Origin of the sequence: Pseudomonas sp. YH-1 (genome assembly GCF_051990045.1) — a bacterium.
Classification (GTDB): domain Bacteria; phylum Pseudomonadota; class Gammaproteobacteria; order Pseudomonadales; family Pseudomonadaceae; genus Pseudomonas; species Pseudomonas nicosulfuronedens.
The window spans coordinates 3464514-3483606 of record NZ_CP178184.1; the positions used below are offsets into that span (position 1 = coordinate 3464514).

Consider the following 19093-nt stretch of genomic DNA (forward strand, 5'->3'; position numbering starts at 1 on the left):
AAACCGCGCCCCAGGGCGCGGTTTTTTATGGTTGGCGGTAGGGCCTCTTCGTAGACACGGGTCAGTGCGGTGCCTTGTAGGATGGATGGAGCGCAGCGATACCCATGCTGTCGTGCGAAACCCAGATGGGTATCGCTGCGCTCCACGCCATCCTACGAACGTGTTCTATCGAGGGGGGCGGCATCTTCGGCGAGGTATTCCAGGCAGTCCCGTAGGGTGGATAACGCCTTCAGGCGTTATCCACCCATTCAGCGCATAACCCGTTCCGGGTTATGCGCCCTACGAGGCTGGTGCCGCAGTCAACCTGTAGGAGCGGGCCATGCCCGCGATTCGCGCGCATGGCGCGCTCCTACAGGGTTCGTTGGGCTTTCACGCAGCCGTGGCGCGCTTCCTTGGACGGCGAGTAGCCATAGAAGGACGTGTAGCACTTGCTGAAATGGCTGGGCGAGACGAAGCCGCAGGCCAGCCCGACCTCGTACATCGGCAGGCTGGAATGCTGCAGCAGGCGGCGGCTTTCGGTGATGCGCAGCTCCAGGTAATAGCGCACCGGCGTGGTGCCCAGCTGCTCCTGGAACAGCCGCTCGATCTGCCGTTTTGAACGCCCCACGTAGCTCGACAGCTGGTCCTGGCTCAGCGGCTCCTCAATGTTCGCGCTCATCAGGTTGATCGCCTCGCGCAGCGGTTCGCTGAGCTTCTCGTGCAGCGCCGGGCGGGTGCGGCGGAAGCGCGATTCTTCGAAGGCGAGGATATCGACGATGGCGTCCACCAGTTCGCGGCCGTGGCGGGCGTTGATCCACTCCAGTACCAGGTTGAAGGCGCCGGTGGGGCTGGCGGCGGTGAGGCGGTCGCGGTCGGCCTGGTAGCTCTCGCTGGTGACCTTGCTGTGCCGCGCGATCTCCGCCAGCGCTGCGCGGTTCTCGGGGTGGATGGCGCAGCGGTAGCCGTCGAGCAGGCCGGCCTGGCCGAGGAACCAGGCGCCGTTCCACAGGCCGGCGAGGGCGATGCCCTTGTCGGCGGCCGTCTGTAGCAGGCGCGTCAGTTCGGGCATCGCACGCAGCGGTGTGCGCAGGCCGCCACAGACCACCAGCAGGTCCAGGTCCGCAAGCTGCGCCGAGGTCAGCGTGGCGCCGGGGCAGATCACCAGGCCAAGGTCGCTGGTGACGGACTCGCCGTCGAGGCTGAACGTCTCGGTGGCGAAGGATTGCACTCGGATCAGGTTGGCGGTGACCAGCGTATCCAGCGCCTGGGTGAAGGCCGGCAGCGAGAAGTGTTCGAGCAGCAGGAAGCCCACCCGCGCGAGGCGGCTGGGCTCCTGGGGTTCGCCCTCGAGATAGCGCAGATTGCGGCCCTGCATGGCCCCACTGAACTGGCGGCGTTCGACCAATCGGCACCTCGTCTGCGTGTGGGTGGCTGGCTCAGCCGCGCACGGCGCGGCGGCCGATGGCGGTCTGGTGAGGGGGTGAAGTGCGCCGGCTGGTCTGGCTGAGCAGGATGATGATGACCGTCAGCGCCAGGGTCGAACTGACCTCGATGCGGTGCGTCGGCATGATGAACATCACCGCGAGGATGAAGCTGATGATCCCGATCACCAGCCAGGTCAGCCAGGGGAACAGCCACATGCGAAATACCAGCTCGTGGTTGCGCCGGCGCAGGATGCCGCGCATGCGCAGCTGCGACACGGCGATGGCGAGGTAGACGAGCAGGGCGATGGAGCCGGAGCTGGCCAGCAGGAATTCGAACAGCCGGCCCGGCGCAAAGAAGTTGAGCAGGGTGGTGAACATGCCGATCAGCGTGCTGGCGATCACCGCCGCGCGCGGCACGCCCGCCGCCGAGGTGCGCTGGATGAAGGCCGGGGCGTCGTGGCGGCGGCTCAGCGAATAGATCATCCGCGAGGCGATGTACACCGAGGAGTTCAGGCAACTGGCCACGGCGACCAGCACCACCAGGTCCATCAGCAATTGCGCGTTGGGGATGTTCAGCAGTTCCAGGGTGCGCTGGTAGGAGCCGATCTCCACCAGGCGCGGATCGTTCCACGGCACCACCGAGATGATCACCAGGATCGACAGCAGGTAGAACACGCTGATGCGCCAGATCACCGAGCGCGTGGCCTTGGCGATGTTGCGGCTGGGGTCGCTGGATTCGGCGGCGGCGATGGTCACCGCCTCGGTGCCGATGAAGCTGAACAGGGTGGTGATCAGCGCGCTGAAGATGGCTGTCCAGCCGTTGGGCATGAAGCCGCCGTGCTCGCCCATCAGCTTGTGCAGGCCGCTGACTTCGCGTCCCGGCAGCAGACCCAGCAGCGCCGCCGCGCCGAGGCCGATGAAGGCGACGATGGCGACCACCTTGAGCATGGCGAACCAGAACTCGAACTCGCCGTACTTGGCGACGCTGAACAGGTTGGTGACGGTGAGCAGCAGCGTCATCGACAAGGCGAAGACCCAGGTCTCGACCTGCGGGAACCAGTTGTTGAGGATGACCCCGGCGGCGATGGCCTCGATGGGAATCACCAGCACCCAGAACCACCAGTACAGCCAGCCGATGGTGAAACCGGCCCAGCGGCCGATGGCCTGGTCGGCGTAAGCGGAGAAGGAGCCGGTGTCAGGGCTGGCCACGGCCATCTCACCGAGCATGCGCATGACCAGCACCACCAGCAGCCCGGAGAGGGCGTAGGCGACTATGGCCGCGGGGCCGGCGGCGGCGATCGCGTGGCCGGAGCCGACGAACAGCCCCGCGCCGATGATCCCCGCGATGGAGAGCATGGTTACGTGGCGGGGCTTGAAGCCCTGCACCAGATCGCCATTGGCGCCTTTTGCATGGGGAGCACTCATCTGTCGGCCTTTTCTTGAAATTGTTAGGTCGGGCGCGGTGACGCAGCGCGGTGCGCTTCACGCGGGACTCAAGCTAAGGCAGAGGGTGGGTGGCGAGTTGCTCGAAATCGCCGTGGGCATGACCAAAAACGACATGGCCGGCAGACGGGGTGCTGGCCAGGAGCCGCTCCGGGAGACCGATTCCTGCGTGCGCAGGCCCGCCGGTGCAATCGGCGCAAAGGCTCTCAGCGATCGTCTTCGGACAGGCTGGCGAGGAGTTTTTCCAGCAGGCCGGCGAGCTTCTTCTGCTCGGCGGTGCTCAACCCGGAGAGTACCCGGCGCTGGTTGTCGACGTGGGCGCCGACAGCCTGATCGATCAGCGCCAGGCCGGCATCGCTGAGGCCAACCAGCGAACCGCGGCCGTCCTCCGGGTTGGGCAGGCGCTGCACCAGGCCCTGTTTCTCCAGGCGGTCGAGGCGGTTGGTCATGCTGCCGGAGGAGATCATCGCCGCCTCGTAGAGCACCGTGGGCGTGAGGCGAAAGGGCGGGCCGCTGCGACGCAGGGTGGCGAGCACGTCGAACTCGCCCGGCTGCAGGCCGAAGTCGGCGAACAGCGGATTGAGGTGGTCGCGGGCGATCACCTGCGCGGCCTCGCCCAGACGGCCGAGCAGGAGCATGCCGTCGGTATCCAGCTCGGGCAGTTGCTGGCGCCATTGCTCGACGGCGAACGCGGCTCTGTCCATGGGGGCTTCCTTTTTATCTTGATGTCGAGATACATTGAATTTGTCTTGATGTAGAGATATTCGCCTGTGCCGCCGCTGCGATCAAGTGCCGGCGCCCCACTGAAAGGATGCGTCCCATGCCCCGAAGCATTTCCCTGACCGCCTGCCTGCTGGCGGTCGTACTGGCCGGCCTCAACCTGCGCCCGGCACTGGCCTCCATCGGTCCGCTGCTGGATGCGCTGCAGGCGTCCGCGAAACTGTCCGACAGCCTCGCCAGCCTGCTCACCAGCCTGCCGGTGCTGCTGATGGGGCTGGGTGCGCTGGGCGCCGCCCAGTTGCTGCGCTATCTCGGCGTACGCGGTGGCGTTGCGTTCGGCTTGCTGCTGATCGCCCTGGCCTGCGCGCTGCGCCTGCTGCCAGGGCAGGTCGGGCTGCTCGGTGGCGCGGTGCTTGCCGGCCTGGGCATTGCCGCCTGCCAGGCGCTGCTGCCGGTATTCATCCGCCAGCGCTTCGGCGCGCGGGTCGGTGGTGCGATGGGCGCCTATTCCACGGCGATCATGGGCGGTGCGGTGCTGGCCAGCGTCGCGTCTCCCTGGCTGGCGAAAGCCTGGGGCGAGCTGCCGGCGCTGGCGTTCTGGACGCTGCCCGCCGTACTGGCGCTGCCGGTCTGGATGCGATCCGCGAAGGGCGAGGCGTCTGTCCGTTCGGCGGCGCCGGCCTTCTCCGGGATCGCCCGGCGCGGGGCGTGGCTGGCGCTGTTCTTCGGCCTGGGCACGGGTGCGTACGTGCTAGTGCTGGCCTGGTTGCCGCCGTACTACACCTCTCTGGGGTGGACTCCGGCCCAGGCAGGGGCCTTGCTGGGCGGGCTGACGTTGACCGAAGTAGTCGCCGGCATGCTGGTGTCCGCTTTCATCGACCGTCTGCCGGACCGTCGCCCGGCTTTGCTGCTGGCCATCTTGTTGCTGCTTGGCGGTCTGCTCACGCTGGTGATGTGGCCGCAGCAGCTGGTACTGGTGGCGATGATCGGGCTCGGGTTGGGCATCGGCGCGCTGTTCCCGTTGTCGCTGATCGTCGCCATGGACCGCGCCCGCAGCCCCGCCGAAGCTGGTGCGCTGGTGGGTTTCGTGCAGGGCGTGGGCTACCTGATCGCGGCGCTGTTCCCGCTGCTGGCGGGGCTGGCCCGGCAATCCATGGCCAGCCTGGCGCCGGCCTGGATCGGTATGGCGCTGGTGTGCCTGGTGATGTTCGCTCTCGCCAGCCGCTTCGCACCGCCGCGCTCGCTCCAGGGGCAGGCGCCGGCCTGCTGAGCAATCCATGGCGCGGTCATTCGGGTCTACGCTGAGTACTTTCGTCTGCCCCCGGTGACCCCGCCATGTCCCTTGTCCTGTTCGGCCACCCGTTTTCCTCCTATACGCAGAAGGTGCTGATCGCCCTCTACGAGAACGCCACGCCCTTCGAGTTTCGCGGCCTCGGCCCGGACGAGCCGGAGAATGGCGCGCACTGGCTGCGCCTGTGGCCGCTGGCGAAATTCCCGGTGTTGCTGGACGGCGAACACAGCGTCGCCGAGACCAGCATCGTCATCGAGTACCTGCACCTGAAGCATCCCGGTCCGGTGCGCCTGCTGCCGGACGACCCGCTCAAGGCGCTGGAGGTGCGCTTTCTCGACCGCTTCTTCGACTGGCACGTGATGACTCCGGTGCAGCACGCCGTGCTGGGGGCCATGAGCGGCGAGGCAACCAAGCGGGCAGAAGGCCTGGCCCACGCGGTGAGCAAACTCGAACTGGCCTACGCCTGGCTCGAAGAAGAACTCGCAGGGCGCACCTGGGCCGCGGGGGACAGCTTCAGCCTCGCCGACTGCGCTGCGGCTCCGTCGCTTTTCTACGCCGACTGGACCCATCCCATCGGCGATCAGTACCCGACGCTACGTGCCTATCGCTCGCGCCTGCTGGCGCGCCCCTCTTTCGCCCGCGCGGTGGAGGAAGCGCGACCGCACCGGCCGCTGTTCCCGCTGGGGGCGCCGGATCGGGATTGAGCTTCTCCAACGGCGGGCCGCCCGCCGTTGTTGGAGCGCGCTTGCTCGCGAACAGACGTACTGGCGACTTGGGGGCTGGGCGGTTCGCGAGCAAGCTCGCTCCTACAGAACGCGCTCGGTTTGGCTCCCGCTCAGGGGTTGGGAAACAGAAAAAAATCCCCCGTGCGCTGCCGCGACCGGGGGATGCAAGACCCGCGCAGGGGGACCGCGCGGGCGAGGTAGACAAGCGGGCTGTTACAGGCGGATCAGCACCGACTTCAGCTCGGTGTAATGCTCGATGGCGGCGGCGCCCATCTCGCGGCCCACGCCGGACATCTTGAAGCCGCCGAAGGGCAGCGCCGGGTCCAGCGCGCTGTGGCAGTTGACCCACACCGAGCCGGATTTGATGCGCGGCACCATGCGGTGCACCGCCGCCAGGTCGTTGGACCAGATGCTCGCGCCCAGGCCGTAGGGGCTGTCGTTGGCCAGGCGCAGGGCGTCCTCGATGTCGTCGAAGGGCATGGCGACCAGCACCGGGCCGAAGATTTCTTCCTGCACCAGCGGGTTCTTCTGGTCGACGTCGACGATCACCGTGGGTTTGACGAAGTAGCCGGGACCGAACTGCTCGCCGCCGCAGGCGATGGTCGCGCCCTTGTCACGGCCCAGTTCGATGTAGTCGAACACGCGCTTCTGCTGCTTGGCGGAGATCAGCGGGCCCATGTCGATGCTTGGGTCCAGGCCGTTGCCCAGCTTCATCCCGTTGGCGATGCCGGAGATGTCGGCGATCACGTTGTCGAAGTGCTTGCGCTGCACGTACAGGCGCGAGCCGGCGCAGCAGACCTGGCCCTGGTTGAAGAAGATCGCCTGGGCGGCGCCGGCGGCGGCGGTGGCCAGGTCGGCGTCGGCCATGACGATGGTCGGCGACTTGCCGCCCAGCTCCAGGGTCACGCGGGTCATGTTGTCCATGGCCGCCTTGCCGATTTCCTTGCCCACCGGGGTCGAGCCGGTGAAGGTCAGCTTGTCCACCAGCGGATGGTGGGAGAGGGCGGCGCCGGCGGTGATGCCGGCGCCGGTGACGACGTTGAACACGCCGGCCGGGTAGCCCGCTTCGAGCACCAGCTCGGCGAGCTTCAGCGCGGACAGCGGGGTTTCGTCGGCGGGCTTGAGCACCACCGAGCAACCGGTGGCCAGCGCCGGGCCGAGTTTCCAGCAGGCCAGCAGCAGCGGGAAGTTCCAGGCGACGATAGCGCCCACCACGCCGACGGCTTCGCGGCGGATGTAGCCGTGGAATTCGCCATCGGGCATCAGCGGCATGGACACGTCCACGGTGGTGCCTTCGATCTTGGTGGCATAGCCGGCCATGTAGCGCAGGAAGTCGATGGCCAGTTGCACGTCCATCACGCGGGCGACGGCGGCGCTCTTGCCGTTGTTCAGGCACTCCAGCTCGGCCAGCAGGTCGGCGTCGCGTTCCATCAGGTCGGCGAGCTTCCACAGCAGGTTCTGCCGCTCGCGCGGGCGGGTGCGGCTCCAGGCGGAGTCATCGAAGGCCTGGCGCGCGGCGCGTACGGCGCGGTCGACATCGGCGGCGGTGCCGGCCGGCACCTGGCAGAGCACTTCGCCGGTGGCCGGGTTGCGCAGGTCCATCAGGGCGCCGTCGCTGGCGGAGGTCCAGTCGGCACCGATCAGCATCTTCGGGGCGCGCTGCAGGAAGGCGCGGGATTCGGGCTTGATGGGCAGGGAAGCGAGCATTGCGGTGGCCTCTTGTTGTCTGTTTCAGGAACGTTGAGGCGGAGCATCGCAACGGCTGTGCCAAGGCTGCTATTTTGGTTTAACTGATTGAAATTAAAATAGTTATTTTGTTTATGAATAACGACGAAGTGGAACTGCTGTCGCACATTGCGACAGCAGTTGAGACGTTTGAAGGGTTGTTTGTGGAGGGGCGCGGAGCAGGGTGAGCCCTCTCCCTGAAGGGGGAGGGGACTGTTCGGCGCTGGGTCATGGTCTGCCTTCAGCCGGCAACTCAGTCAAAGACGCGCATCAGGATTCTGCATCGTACGGAAACCCCCTCTCCCTTCAGGGAGAAGGCCGGGGAGAGGGGGCCGGCGTGGCGTCGCAACCTCAGTGGGTGATATCCCGATCCTTGGTCTCCGGCAGGAACAGGATGCCCAGCACCGCCGTCATCACCGCGATGACGATGGGGTACCAGAGGCCGTAGTAGATGTCCCCGGTGGCGGCCACCATGGCGAAGGCGACGGTGGGCAGGAAGCCGCCGAACCAGCCGTTGCCGATGTGATAGGGCAGCGACATGGAGGTATAGCGGATGCGCGTCGGGAACAGCTCGACCAGCCACGCGGCAATCGGCCCGTACACCATGGTCACGTAGATCACCAGGATGGTCAGCAGCACCAGCATCATCAGGTGGTTGATCTTCGAAGGATCTGCCTTCTCGGGGTAGCCGGCTTCCTTGAGCGAGGCGGCCAGCTGCGCGGTGAAGACTTCGGACTGCACCTTGAACTCTGCCGCCGGCATACCGGCCCCTTCGAAGCTGGCGATGACCTTGTCGCCGATGTGCACCTGGGCGACGGCGCCCGTTTCGGCCTTGAGGTTTTCATAAGGGATCGCGCGTTTCGCCAGCAGGCTTTTCGCCATGTCGCAGGAGCTGACGAATTTGGCCTTGCCCACCGGGTCGAACTGGAAGGCACACGCGTTCGGGTCGGCCACCACCGTCACCGGGTTCTTCTCCTGGGCGGCGAACACGTCCGGGTTACCGAACTGGGTCAGGCCATGGAAGATCGGGAAGTAGGTGAGAGCGGCCAGGATGCAGCCGGTCATGATGATCTTCTTGCGGCCGATGCGGTCGGACAGGCTGCCGAAGAACACGAAGAACGGCGTACCCAGCAGCAGCGAGCCGGCGATCAGCAGGTTGGCGGTCTGCGGGTCGATCTTCAGGGTCTGCAAGAGGAAGAACAGCGCGTAGAACTGCCCGGTGTACCAGACCACGGCCTGGCCGGCGGTGCCGCCAAGCAGCGACATGATCACCACCTTGAGGTTGTCCCAGCGGCCGAAGGATTCGGTCAGCGGCGCCTTCGACGCCTTGCCTTCTTCCTTCATCTTCATGAACACCGGCGACTCGGCCAGTTGCAGGCGGATGTATACCGAGATGATCAGCAGCAGGATCGACAGCAGGAACGGAATCCGCCAGCCCCAGGCCTCGAATGCCTCGGTCCCCAGCACGGTGCGGCAGGCCATGATCACCAGCAGCGAGAGGAACAGCCCGAGCGTCGCGGTGGTCTGGATCCACGAGGTGAAGAAGCCGCGCTTGCCCTTGGGCGCGTGCTCCGCGACGTAGGTGGCAGCGCCGCCGTACTCACCGCCCAGCGCCAGGCCCTGCAACAGTCGCAGGGTGATGAGGATGATCGGCGCCGCGACGCCAATGGTGGCGTAGGCCGGTAGCAGGCCGACCACGGCGGTGGACACGCCCATGATGACGATGGTGATGAGGAAGGTGTGCTTGCGCCCGATCATGTCGCCCAGGCGGCCGAACACGATGGCACCGAAGGGCCGCACCGCGAAACCGGCGGCGAAGGCCAGCAGGGCGAAGATGAAGGCGGTGGTTTCGTTGACCCCGGCGAAGAAGTGCTTGGCGATGATCGCCGCCAGGGAGCCGTAGAGGTAAAAGTCGTACCACTCGAAAACGGTGCCCAGCGAGGAGGCAAAGATGACCTTGCGCTCCTCCTTCGTCACTCCGGTGGAAGGCGCGTTGCCCGCGGACGGGCTGTATGTCTGTGCCATGTTCGTCTCCGTTTTGTTCTTGTGTTGGGCCGGAGTCCCTCAATACCGTTACCGCACTCGAGCCCAGGGCTGATGTCAGGTCGTACGGATTGCGCAAAGCGTGCATACAGGCAGCCCTGCGGCACGCCGCAAGGTCATTGAAAAGCATAATCGGCCTGCCACGGATATCCACTGGCCATCACCGGCAATCCCCCGGCTGGCGCGGATTGGCACCTGTTCCGGACAGCCGATGCACAGCGACGTGTCTGGCTGGCGCCTTTCTCGCGATCACTGCTGGAGAGTGGCGCAGTGCCATTAGACCATCGTCTATAACGGGTAAAACTGTCTCAGGCTGCTACAGCTGTCGCGATCTGCCACGTCGCGTCGCTTGCTGCCTTGGCTCATATTGCTGATTCACAAGGTTTTTTCCCTCTGGCACGCAACGTGAAGCGCTGGCTGTTTCGCCCGGCGCCGCATCGGCGCTGCACAAGGAGGCCTGGCTTGAAGAGGATGCACCTGTCGTTGCCGTGGAGGACGGGGCCGCTGGCCGCCGCGCTGATCTGTCTTTTGCTGTGGCTGCTGCCCGGTACGGGCAATGCGTTGCTTTGGGGGCTGGCCGCGCTGATTGCCCTTGGCGCGGTCCGCCAGGAGTGGCGCGCGCTCGCATGGCCGGTGGCGGTCGGCGCGCTGTGCGGCGCCTGCCTGGCACTGGCGCTGCACCTGGTGGCCGACCACTTCCAGCTGCGCTACGCCTGGCTCTACAGCAGTGCGGCGCTGCCGGCTTACCTGAAGTTCTCCAACCTCTGGGGCGGCGACGAAGGCACGGTCCTGTTGCTGGGAACCTTCTGCATGGCAATTGCCCTGAGGGGCGCTGGGCTGCCCGGTTGGGCAGGGCGCGGCATGGCGCTGATCGCCGCCTGGTACGTGGCGACTGCTGCCTGGCTCGGCCCCTTCAGTGCGACGCCGGCAGAGTGGCTCACCGCGCAGCCGAGCCAGGGCATGAACGCCCACCTGCAGACTTTCTGGATGTCGCTGCATGCACCGCTGATCCTTTGCGCCTACGCCTGGGTGCTGGCACCGGCCGGTGCCGCGCTGGAAGCGCTGGGACGAGGCGGCCATGCCTATGGCTGGGTGATGCCGCGCTACAGCCGCTGGGCCTGGCTGATTCTCAGCGCCGGGATTGGCGTGGGCATGGCATGGGCCATGGAAGACTTCACCTACGGCCAGCTGTGGCATTGGGACCCGGTGCAGACCTCGGCGTTCATCATCTGGGCGCTGCTCGGCGCGGTGTTGCACGGCGCCCGTCGCTGGCGCGCGGACGGCGCCTACGCTCGGTTGCTACCAGCGCTCAGCCTGCTGGCGGCAGCCATGGCCTGCGGCGCCATGGCGGTAACCCGCAGCACGGTGCTGGCCAGCTCGCACCGCTACATCGGCACCACCTCCTGGCTCAGCCATCTGGCTCTGGCATTCATCCTGCTGGCCTTCGCAGCGTTCTATCTGCTGTCGGGGTGGCGCTTGCGCAAGCGGGCAGGGCGTCGGCGTGGGGCCTCGGACTGGACGTTGGACGTGGCCATTTACCTGTTCGCCGGCATCGGGCTGCTGGCCCTCGGTGCGCTGCTCCAGGCGCACCTCTACGAATGGCTGGGGATGGAGCGGCCGAGCGAGCTGAAACCCTTCTTCGAAACCCTGACTGCCTGGGCCACCACCGCCGAGATGGACAGCCTGCGCCGCGCCTTCGACCAGTGGGACGTCAACGGCTACGGCCTGGCCCACTGGGTCGTACCGCTGCTGGCGGCGATTGGTCTGATGGGCGGCTACAGCTTCCTTCGCCGTTGCGGGCGACCCCGGCTGGCGCTGCTGGCGACGGTACTGATGGCCGCCGTGATGTTCTGGACCGGCTGGCGCGGCGGTTGGCTGAGTGACGGCTACAACGGCGATGGCATGCTCTCGCAGAACATCGTGCGGGTGCTGCCGTGGTTGGATGCGGCGCTGTTGGGCGGTGCCTTCCTGATGGGCAGCTGCCTGCTCTGGGGCATGCAGAGCCTGTGGCGCAGCCGGCGGGTGGGCAACCTGCGCTACAGCGGGGGGCTGGCGCTGGTACATGGCGGCGCGGTGATCGCGCTGGTGGGCGGGCTGGCCGCCACGGCACTCAACAGCTACCAGCAGATCAGCATCCCGCCGGGCACTTCCTTCGAGCAATGGCACGCGGTGATCGGCGGCATGCAGATGCGCGTCTCGCCGGACTCCAGCCGGCCGGACTTCTCCGGCTACCACGCGGTGGCCAAGGTCGAGCTGCGCGATGGCGAGCGCACATTGGCCGGGCACGCGCTGTTCCAGGACAGCCGGGGCAACCCGCCGGCCTACCAGGGGCCGGTGCGCCAGCTCTGCGAAATCCTAGACTACCACTACGCGCGCTTCGCCTCGGACCGCGGCTATGTGCTGCATCCGTTCATCGTCCGTGGCTGGAGCGGTGATCTGCAGATCTGGGTGCCGGCCTCGGCGCGTCTGCTCAAGGAGCCTGGCGACGACATCGAGAGCGTGGTGGTGGTACGCCGCTTCCCGTTCCTCTCGCTGGTCTGGGTCGGCTTGATCACCATGCTGTTCGGCGCCCTGATGCTCCCGGCGGGCGGCGCTTTGCGCAAGCCGGACCATACTGCTTCGGAGGGTGTCTCACGGGCCCTGTCTCAGAGTTAGACAGCAATCGCGAAATGTGACGTCGCAACCCCGGTGGTATCCACCGGGTGTGCCTGCAAATACCGCCGAAGGCCTGATTTGGCGGGGTTTGCGCAGTAGTGGCACACAACCTGCAAAACTGCTTTCAAGAGCTCGCTCTTAGCCCATCGGTGGGCGCGAATAACCAACAAGAATACCGAGGAGGCCTGACCTTGAAGATGACACGACTTCGGCACTATCTGGGTGCCGGAACCCTGGCCGCACTGGCCCTTGCGCTGCACCAGACGGCCCAGGCCGCACCCGAGGGCCAGGCGATCATCAACGCCAAGTGCCAGGCGTGCCATACGCCCGAAGGCAACAATTCCCTCAGCCGTATCAGCCACCAGCGCAAGACGCCCGAGGGCTGGCTGATGAGTATCGGCCGCATGCAGGTGATGTATGGCCTGAAGATCACCGACGAGGAGCGTCGTGCGGTGGTCAAGTTCCTCGCCGACAAGCAGGGCCTGGCGCCCAGCGAGACCGAGGGCGTGCGTTACGCCCTCGAGCGCCGGCTGAACACCGTCGAAAAATTCGATACCAACTTCGAGCAGATGTGCGCCCGTTGCCACTCGGGCGCGCGCATCGCCCTGCAACGCCGCCCGGCGGCGGAGTGGGAGAAGCTGGTGAACTTCCACCTCGGCCGCTGGCCGTCGCTGGAGTATCAGGCCCTGGCCCGCGACCGCGACTGGTTCGACCTGGCGAAGAAAGAGATGGTCCCGGAGCTGGCCAAACGCTTCCCGCTGGAAGACAAGGCCTGGAGCGACTGGCAGAAGAACCGGCCCAAGGCCGAGACACTGGCGGGCGAGTGGAGCTTCGCCGGGCACATGCCGGGCAAGGGTGATGTGGCCGGCAGCATGAAGGTGGCGAAGGATGGCGACGACGCCTTCAAGGTCAGCGTGACCGGCAAGTATGCCGACGGCTCGCCGTTCGACGGCGAGGGCAGCGCGGTGCTCTACAACGGCTACGAATGGCGCGGCGCGGTGAAAGTCGGCGACGTGACCATGCGCCAGGTATTCGCTGCCCTCAACGGCCAGATGCAGGGCCGCATGTTCGACAAGGCCCACGACGAGCGCGGCCTGGACTTCGTCGCGGCGAAGGACGGCACCAGCCACGTGCTGGGCGTGCAGCCTGCCTACCTGAAGGCCGGTGCGGAGACCGAGGTCAGCGTCGTCGGCACCGGGCTCAAGGGCAAGCCGTCGTTCGGCAAGGGCGTGGAAGTCGTCTCGGTGGTTTCCGAGACGCCGGAGCGCGTGACCGTCAAGGTCAAGGCCGATGCCGCTGCTGCCGTGGGCGAACGCGATGTCAGCGTGGGCACCGCCAAGGGTGGCAGCCTCGCCGTGTACAAGGACATCGCCGAAGTGAAGGTGGTGCCGGAGTTCTCCATTTCCCGCATCGGCGGCAATGGCGGCTCTACTCCCAAGGTCCAGGGCAGCTTCGACGCCGAGGCCTGGGGCAAGGGCGCCGACGGCAAGCCGTTCCGCATCGGTGTGTTCCCCGCGCAGTGGTCGGTCGAGCCGTTCGATGACCGCGCCAAAGAAGACGAGGACGTGAAGTACGCCGGGGTGATGGACGCCGACAGCGGCATCTTCACGCCGGGCGACGCCGGCCCGAACCCGGCGCGCAAGATGATGACCAACAACGCCGGCAACCTGAAGGTGATTGCCGCGGTGGACGACGCTGGCCAGTCGCACAAGGGCGAAGGGCACATGATCGTCACCGTGCAGCGTTGGAACAACCCGCCGATTCCGTGATGCGGGATCGGATGAACTGAACGCGTGTGGCCCGCCTGCGGGCGGGCATAACAAGAAAGTTCCGGGAGGTCGCCATGGGCGCCATCTTGAATCTGGTCGAGCGCAACCTGCATGAAGTGCAGGTCGACGCCGACCGCCTGTTGTTCCACATCCCCAGCTCCTCGCTGTTCGCCAGCGACGAGTTGACCGGCGGGATCATCGACGCGCTGCGCGGGCATGCCTGCTCGCCGGACGAGCTGACCCAGCGTCTTAGCGGGCGCTTCGGCGCCGAGGAAATCGACGAGACCCTGCGCGAGCTGATCGCGCTGGAGCTGGTCAGCGACGGCTCGCCGCTGACCCCTGAAATCGGCATCAAGAAGGTTGACCGCACTGCGCTCAACACCGTGGTGCTGAACGTCAACACCGGCTGCAACCTGAGCTGCACCTACTGCTACAAGGAAGACCTGGACAAGCCCTCCGCCGGCAAGAAGATGGGCGCGGAAACTGCCGAAGCCTCGGTGGAAATGCTGATCCAGGAATCCCCCGACGAGCAGCGCTACACCGTGGTGTTCTTCGGCGGCGAACCGCTGTCCAACCGCCCGCTCATCGAGCACATGGTCGCGTATTGCGAGCGCCGTTTCGGCGAGCTGGGCAAGACGGTGGACTTCGTTATGACCACCAACGCCACACTGCTCACCGAGGAAATCGTCGACTGGCTCAACGCCCATCGCTTCGGGCTGTCCATCAGTATCGACGGGCCGAAGACGGTGCATGACCGCAACCGCATCACCGTAGGCGGGCAGGGCACCTATGACGTGGTGCGGCGCAAGGCCGACATGCTGTTGTCGCGCTACACCGCACGGCCGGTCGGCGCGCGGGTGACCCTGACCACCGGCGTCACCGACGTCGAGACCATCTGGAACCACCTGTTCAACGAGATGGGCTTCGCCGAAGTCGGCTTCGCCCCGGTCACCTCGGGCGATATCAGCAGCTACAACCTCACCGGGGACGAGCTGAAGGAGGTCTTCGCCGGCATGAAGGCCCTCGGTCGCCGCTACCTGGACGAGGCGCTGGAAGGGCGCAACATCGGCTTCTCCAACCTGCACCAACTGATCACCGACATCCACGAAGGGCAGAAGAAGGCCCTGCCGTGTGGTGCCGGGTTGAAGATGCTGGCGGTGGACCACAAGGGCGAACTGAACCTGTGCCACCGCTTCACTGGGTCGTCCTTGCCGACCTTCGGCAACGTCCATGAAGGGGTGAAGCAGGCCGAGCTGAACGACTTCCTGTCGCAGCGCCTTGACCGTACCGATACCGGCTGCGCCAGCTGCCACATCCGCAACCTCTGCTCCGGCGGCTGCTACCACGAGAGCTACGCGCGCTATGGCGACCCGGCGCACCCCACCTACCACTACTGCGAACTGATGAGGGACTGGGTCGATTTCGGCATCGAGGTCTACAGCCGGATCATGGCTTCCAACCCCAGCTTCATCGACCGCCACATCACTCCGCGGAAGGCGCACTGACATGAAACATCTGAAAGCGATCAACACCAAAGCACAGAAGCTCGAACAGGCCGCCGCCGAGGATCGCATCGAGGACGTGGTGGCGATGAACTCCGTGGCCGGCTGCGCGGCCACCACCGACCCGGGTTGGGAAGTCGACGTGTTCGGCGGCGTTTCTTCGCTCTGCCAGCCGATGGAAGCGGACCTCTACGGCTGCTCCGACCCTTGCTGGTGGCCGGCCCAGGTGCCGGACATGATGAGCACCTACCCCGACTGGAACAAGGATGCGCAGGCTTCGGCCGAGAACTGGCGCAACCTCGGCACCGTATTCCCGGACGACAAATGAGCAGTCAGAAGAACAAGAGGAAAACCTGCATGTCCAGAAAAGCATTCGCCGCCGCGCTCGGCGGCCTCTCGCTGGCCTGCGCGCTGCAAGCCGTCGCCGCCGATGCCGGCGCCGACACCGGCAAGGCGCTGGAAAGTGGCCACGAGTACCTGATCAGCACCAACTACCCGAACAACCTGCACGTCATCGACATGCAGACCGACAAGCTGTTCAAGACCTGCACCATCCCCGGTGCCTATGGCCCGGGCATGACCCAGCTCTCGCCGGACCGCAAGGTCGCCTACATCCTCAGCAACCACTATGCGGACATCTACGGCATCCAGCTCGATGACTGCAAGCCGGTGTTCCACGCCACCATCGCGCAGAAGCCGGGCGAGAACGCGCGGGCGATGTTCTCCATGACCGTCAGCCACGACGGCAAGGAGATCTACGCCATCGCCAACCCGACGCTGATCCTCGCCGAGCACTACGAGGTGCAGCAGCCGCGCCTGCAGGTGTATTCCGTCGCTGATGGCATGGGGGCCAAGCCCGTGCGCACCTTCCCGGCGCCGCGCCAGCTGACCATCATGCAGAGCGGCGACGACGGCACCCTGTACGTGGCGGGCCCGGACATCTACAAGGTGGACGTGAAGACCGGCAAGTTCGACGTGGTCATCCCCAGCCGCAACTGGAAGCGCCCCAACTACGCGCCGCCAGATGTGCTCTACGTGTGGAACCAGCAAACCTACCCGCGTGACTTCTCGCTGCTCTACACCACGGCGAAGTTCAAGGACGCCAAGCAGGACATGGCCACGGCCGATTTCCTATACGGCTTCTTCAACATCGACCTGGCCACCGGCAAGACCGAGACCGTCGACTTCGGCCCGGTCACCGAGGTGTACTTCAGCGGCATCCGCTCCGCCAAGGACCGCAACATCGTCTACGGCGTGCTGAACCGTCTGGCCAAGTACGACATCAAGGAGCAGAAGCTGGTCAAGGCGGCGAACCTGGACCACTCCTACTACTGCCTGTCGACCAACAAGGCCGGCAACAAGCTGTACCTGACCGGCACCCTGAACGACGTGGCGATCTTCGATGCCGACAGCCTGGAGCGCATCGGCGACCTCAAGCTGCCCGGCGGCGACATGGCGATCACCACCAGCCAGGCCTTCGTGGCCAACTGATCTTCAGCCAGCAACACCCCGATGCCCGGAGCACCTGCGTGCTCCGGGCTTTTTTTGCGGCCGACCTCAGCCGTCCGGCTCGGGGCTCAGATAACGCTGCGCACCGCAGCGCATACAGCGTTGGCAAACCATCGGCACATGGCCGACCTCGGTCAGATTCCCTTCATCCCAAACACAGCCCAGGAAAAAGCAGCGCAATCGCATGTGTCCTCCTCCGGCATCGCCGGTGTTGAGACAGGCAGAAAGGTGCAGGGGTGGCTCCCGGTTTGTTCTTGTGTGGAGACGCCGGAAAGACTCTCGCGAGCGCTCTAGAATGGGCAATCTAAACTGCCGGAAGGCTGTAGGCCGCGGCGTGCGTGGGTTCTGCCGATTTCCCGACCACTCGTCACCCTTGCGAGGAGGGTGTTGACAGATAATATTATGAGCATAATATTCAACTTCAGATGACGGTCGACATCCAAAGCGCGCCGGACATTCCAGACGGCCTGCGGGCCCTCACATCCCTTGCATGCGGGCGAGTCGCCCCACTGGAGAAAGAACCATGAATGCCAAATCCGAACTGGGCCGCGCTCTGATCACTGGCGCTTCTTCCGGCATCGGCGCCACCTATGCGCAACGCCTGGCTGCCCAGGGCTACGACCTGCTGCTGGTGGCCCGTGACCAGCAACGCCTGGAGGCGCTGGCCGCGCGCTTGGGTGAGGAGTACGGCGTCTCGGTGGATGTGCTCAAGGCCGACCTGACCCGCCGCGAGGATCGTGCTCGCGTCGAAGCGCGCCTGGCCGAGGACACCAGCATCAGCCTGCTGCTGAACAACGCCGGCGTGGCGATCAACGGCACTCTGCTGGAGACCGACCTGGACCGCCTGGAAAGCATGATCGAGCTGAATGTCATCGCCACCGCGCGTCTGGCCGGCGCTGCCGCCAAGGCCTTCGCCGGGCGCGGTCGCGGCACCATCATCAACGTGGCCTCGGTGCTGGCGCTGGCGCCGGAGCTGTTCAACGGCAGCTACAGCGCCACCAAGGCCTTCGTGCTCAACCTGACCCAATCCATGCAGCAGGAACTGGCGCCGCAAGGGCTGCGCATCCAGGCCGTGCTGCCGGGTGCCACCCGTACCGAAATCTGGGACCGCGCCGGCACCGACATCTCCGCACTGCCCGCGGAGATGCTGATGGACGTGAACCACATGGTCGACGCCGCGCTGGCCGGCCTGGCCCAGGGCGAAGTGGTGACCTTGCCGGCGCTGCCGGATGCGAGTGAGTTCGAAGCCTTTACCGCCGCACGCCTGAAGATGGCGCCGAACCTGTCGCGCAGCGCTCCGGCGCAGCGTTATGGCGTCGCGGTGGAATAACCGAGCAATTGAGTGGCGAAAAGCTTGCCCCGGCCTTGTGCCGGGGCTTTTTTATGCGCGGCTCTTTGTAGGAGCGAGCTTGCTCGCGAACTGCTTGGCACCGTGCCTTGCAGGTTCGCGAGCAAGCTCGCTCCTACAGGGTCCGGGCGCAGGGCTGGCCGTACGTCAGTGGCGTAGGGCGAATAACCTGGAACAGGTTATCCGCCGGCCCTTGATTGGCGGATAACGCTGGCGCGTTATGCGCCCTACAAAGATGCCGCATGCATCTATCGTGGGGAATTCACTCCGCCGCACCGATCTCCCGCTTCAAATGCCGGCGCGTGCTGTCCAGGATGCGGTCGGACATCTCTGGGTCGGCCACGCTGCGCGACAGCACCAGCGCACCGATCAGGGTGGCGAGGAGGGCGACGCTTTCATCTTCCGAATGCTCGGTCGGCAGCGCCTTCTCGATGGCATCGATGCGCGCCTGGACGATGGCATCGGTGGTGGCGCTGGCGTGGCCGCGTGCGCCCAGTTCCGCCGAGATGGTGGGCAGCGGGCAGCCCTTGCCCGGCGCATTTCGGTGGCCGGTGGAAAGGTACTGGTCGATGAAGCCGGGCAGCGGGTCTTCCTTCTCGAACTGCTGATCGACGACCGGACGCAGCTGCGCAGCAGCCTGCTGCAGGGCGATTTCCACCAGCTCGTCCTTGGACTTGAAGTGCGCATAGAAGCCGCCGTGGGTCAGGCCCAGCGCCTTCATAAGGGTCTGCAGGCCGGTGGCATCGACGCCTTCGCTGCGGAAGCGCTGCGCGGCTTCGTTGATGATGCGTTCGCGGGTCTGGGCCTTGTGGTCTTCGGAGTAACGCATGACCGGTTGTCTCCTGCGGTGCATGGAATGCTGGATGTCATTCTAACGCAGGGTGGGCGCAGGGGGGTGATTCAGGGCAGGCAGCAAGATGGCCAGGGCCCAGAGGCGATCCGTTGATAGGCTGCGCCAGT

At 65.8% G+C, this 19093-nt stretch carries 15 protein-coding genes; 8 read left to right on the top strand and 7 right to left on the bottom strand.

Translation table 11 applies throughout. The annotated features are described in order from the left end of the window. Window positions 1-349: 349 nt before the first annotated feature. From ACKI1H_RS16185 to ACKI1H_RS16195, 3 genes are all read right to left on the bottom strand, one after another. A complete protein-coding gene (locus tag ACKI1H_RS16185) occupies window positions 350-1354 on the bottom strand; it encodes a GlxA family transcriptional regulator (RefSeq protein ID WP_440468871.1) in 1005 nt (334 codons plus the stop codon). A gap of 61 nt (window positions 1355-1415) precedes the next feature. Next, window positions 1416-2828, bottom strand: coding sequence for a GABA permease (gene gabP / locus ACKI1H_RS16190; protein ID WP_440465588.1), 1413 nt, complete (start codon window positions 2826-2828; stop codon window positions 1416-1418). Between the two features lie 224 nt (window positions 2829-3052). Next, on the bottom strand, window positions 3053-3550 hold the full coding sequence (locus tag ACKI1H_RS16195; RefSeq protein WP_440465589.1) for a MarR family winged helix-turn-helix transcriptional regulator: 498 nt from the start codon (window positions 3548-3550) through the stop codon (window positions 3053-3055). Between the two features lie 116 nt (window positions 3551-3666). Between ACKI1H_RS16195 and ACKI1H_RS16200 the strand changes: the two genes are divergently transcribed. Next, entirely contained in the window at window positions 3667-4836 is a 1170-nt protein-coding gene (locus ACKI1H_RS16200) for an MFS transporter (RefSeq protein WP_440465590.1), read from the top strand. 65 nt (window positions 4837-4901) lie between these two features. Beyond that, a complete protein-coding gene (locus tag ACKI1H_RS16205) occupies window positions 4902-5561 on the top strand; it encodes a glutathione S-transferase family protein (RefSeq protein ID WP_440465591.1) in 660 nt (219 codons plus the stop codon). Between the two features lie 234 nt (window positions 5562-5795). On the opposite strand, the gene ACKI1H_RS16210 is transcribed toward ACKI1H_RS16205, so the two are convergent. Together ACKI1H_RS16210 and ACKI1H_RS16215 are read right to left on the bottom strand one after the other, a co-directional pair. Further along, on the bottom strand, window positions 5796-7289 hold the full coding sequence (locus ACKI1H_RS16210; RefSeq protein ID WP_138216217.1) for an aldehyde dehydrogenase family protein: 1494 nt from the start codon (window positions 7287-7289) through the stop codon (window positions 5796-5798). Between the two features lie 369 nt (window positions 7290-7658). Next, window positions 7659-9332: an MFS transporter gene (locus ACKI1H_RS16215; protein ID WP_280056281.1), complete on the bottom strand. Its 1674-nt coding sequence runs from the start codon at window positions 9330-9332 to the stop codon at window positions 7659-7661. Window positions 9333-9821: 489 nt separating this feature from the next. Between ACKI1H_RS16215 and ccsA the strand changes: the two genes are divergently transcribed. From ccsA to peaD, 5 genes are all read left to right on the top strand, one after another. Next, window positions 9822-12005 carry a cytochrome c biogenesis protein CcsA gene (gene ccsA, locus ACKI1H_RS16220; RefSeq protein ID WP_440468872.1) on the top strand — a complete coding sequence of 728 codons (2184 nt, stop codon included), beginning with the start codon at window positions 9822-9824 and terminating at the stop codon, window positions 12003-12005. A 197-nt stretch (window positions 12006-12202) separates the two neighbouring features. Beyond that, entirely contained in the window at window positions 12203-13774 is a 1572-nt protein-coding gene (gene peaA / locus ACKI1H_RS16225; RefSeq protein WP_171049552.1) for a quinohemoprotein amine dehydrogenase subunit alpha, read from the top strand. 74 nt (window positions 13775-13848) lie between these two features. Next, the gene (peaB, locus tag ACKI1H_RS16230) at window positions 13849-15279 is read left to right on the top strand and encodes a quinohemoprotein amine dehydrogenase maturation protein (protein ID WP_138526174.1); all 1431 of its coding nucleotides are present in this window, start codon (window positions 13849-13851) and stop codon (window positions 15277-15279) included. 1 nt (window position 15280) lies between these two features. Further along, complete coding sequence (gene qhpC, locus ACKI1H_RS16235; RefSeq protein ID WP_015477047.1) at window positions 15281-15604, top strand: quinohemoprotein amine dehydrogenase subunit gamma; 324 nt, start codon at window positions 15281-15283, stop codon at window positions 15602-15604. Between the two features lie 29 nt (window positions 15605-15633). After that, window positions 15634-16767 carry a quinohemoprotein amine dehydrogenase subunit beta gene (peaD, locus tag ACKI1H_RS16240; RefSeq protein ID WP_440465592.1) on the top strand — a complete coding sequence of 378 codons (1134 nt, stop codon included), beginning with the start codon at window positions 15634-15636 and terminating at the stop codon, window positions 16765-16767. A gap of 66 nt (window positions 16768-16833) precedes the next feature. Here the strand turns inward: peaD and ACKI1H_RS16245 are convergent, their stop codons facing one another. Further along, on the bottom strand, window positions 16834-16971 hold the full coding sequence (locus ACKI1H_RS16245; protein ID WP_440465593.1) for a PSPA7_2676 family Cys-rich small protein: 138 nt from the start codon (window positions 16969-16971) through the stop codon (window positions 16834-16836). Between the two features lie 337 nt (window positions 16972-17308). Here ACKI1H_RS16245 and ACKI1H_RS16250 point away from each other — a divergent pair, with 337 nt between their 5' ends. Then, window positions 17309-18115: an SDR family NAD(P)-dependent oxidoreductase gene (locus tag ACKI1H_RS16250; RefSeq protein WP_138526172.1), complete on the top strand. Its 807-nt coding sequence runs from the start codon at window positions 17309-17311 to the stop codon at window positions 18113-18115. Window positions 18116-18395: 280 nt separating this feature from the next. Here ACKI1H_RS16250 and ACKI1H_RS16255 read toward each other — a convergent pair whose 3' ends face one another. Continuing rightward, a complete protein-coding gene (locus ACKI1H_RS16255; RefSeq protein ID WP_440465594.1) occupies window positions 18396-18962 on the bottom strand; it encodes a TetR/AcrR family transcriptional regulator in 567 nt (188 codons plus the stop codon). Window positions 18963-19093: the final 131 nt, after the last annotated feature.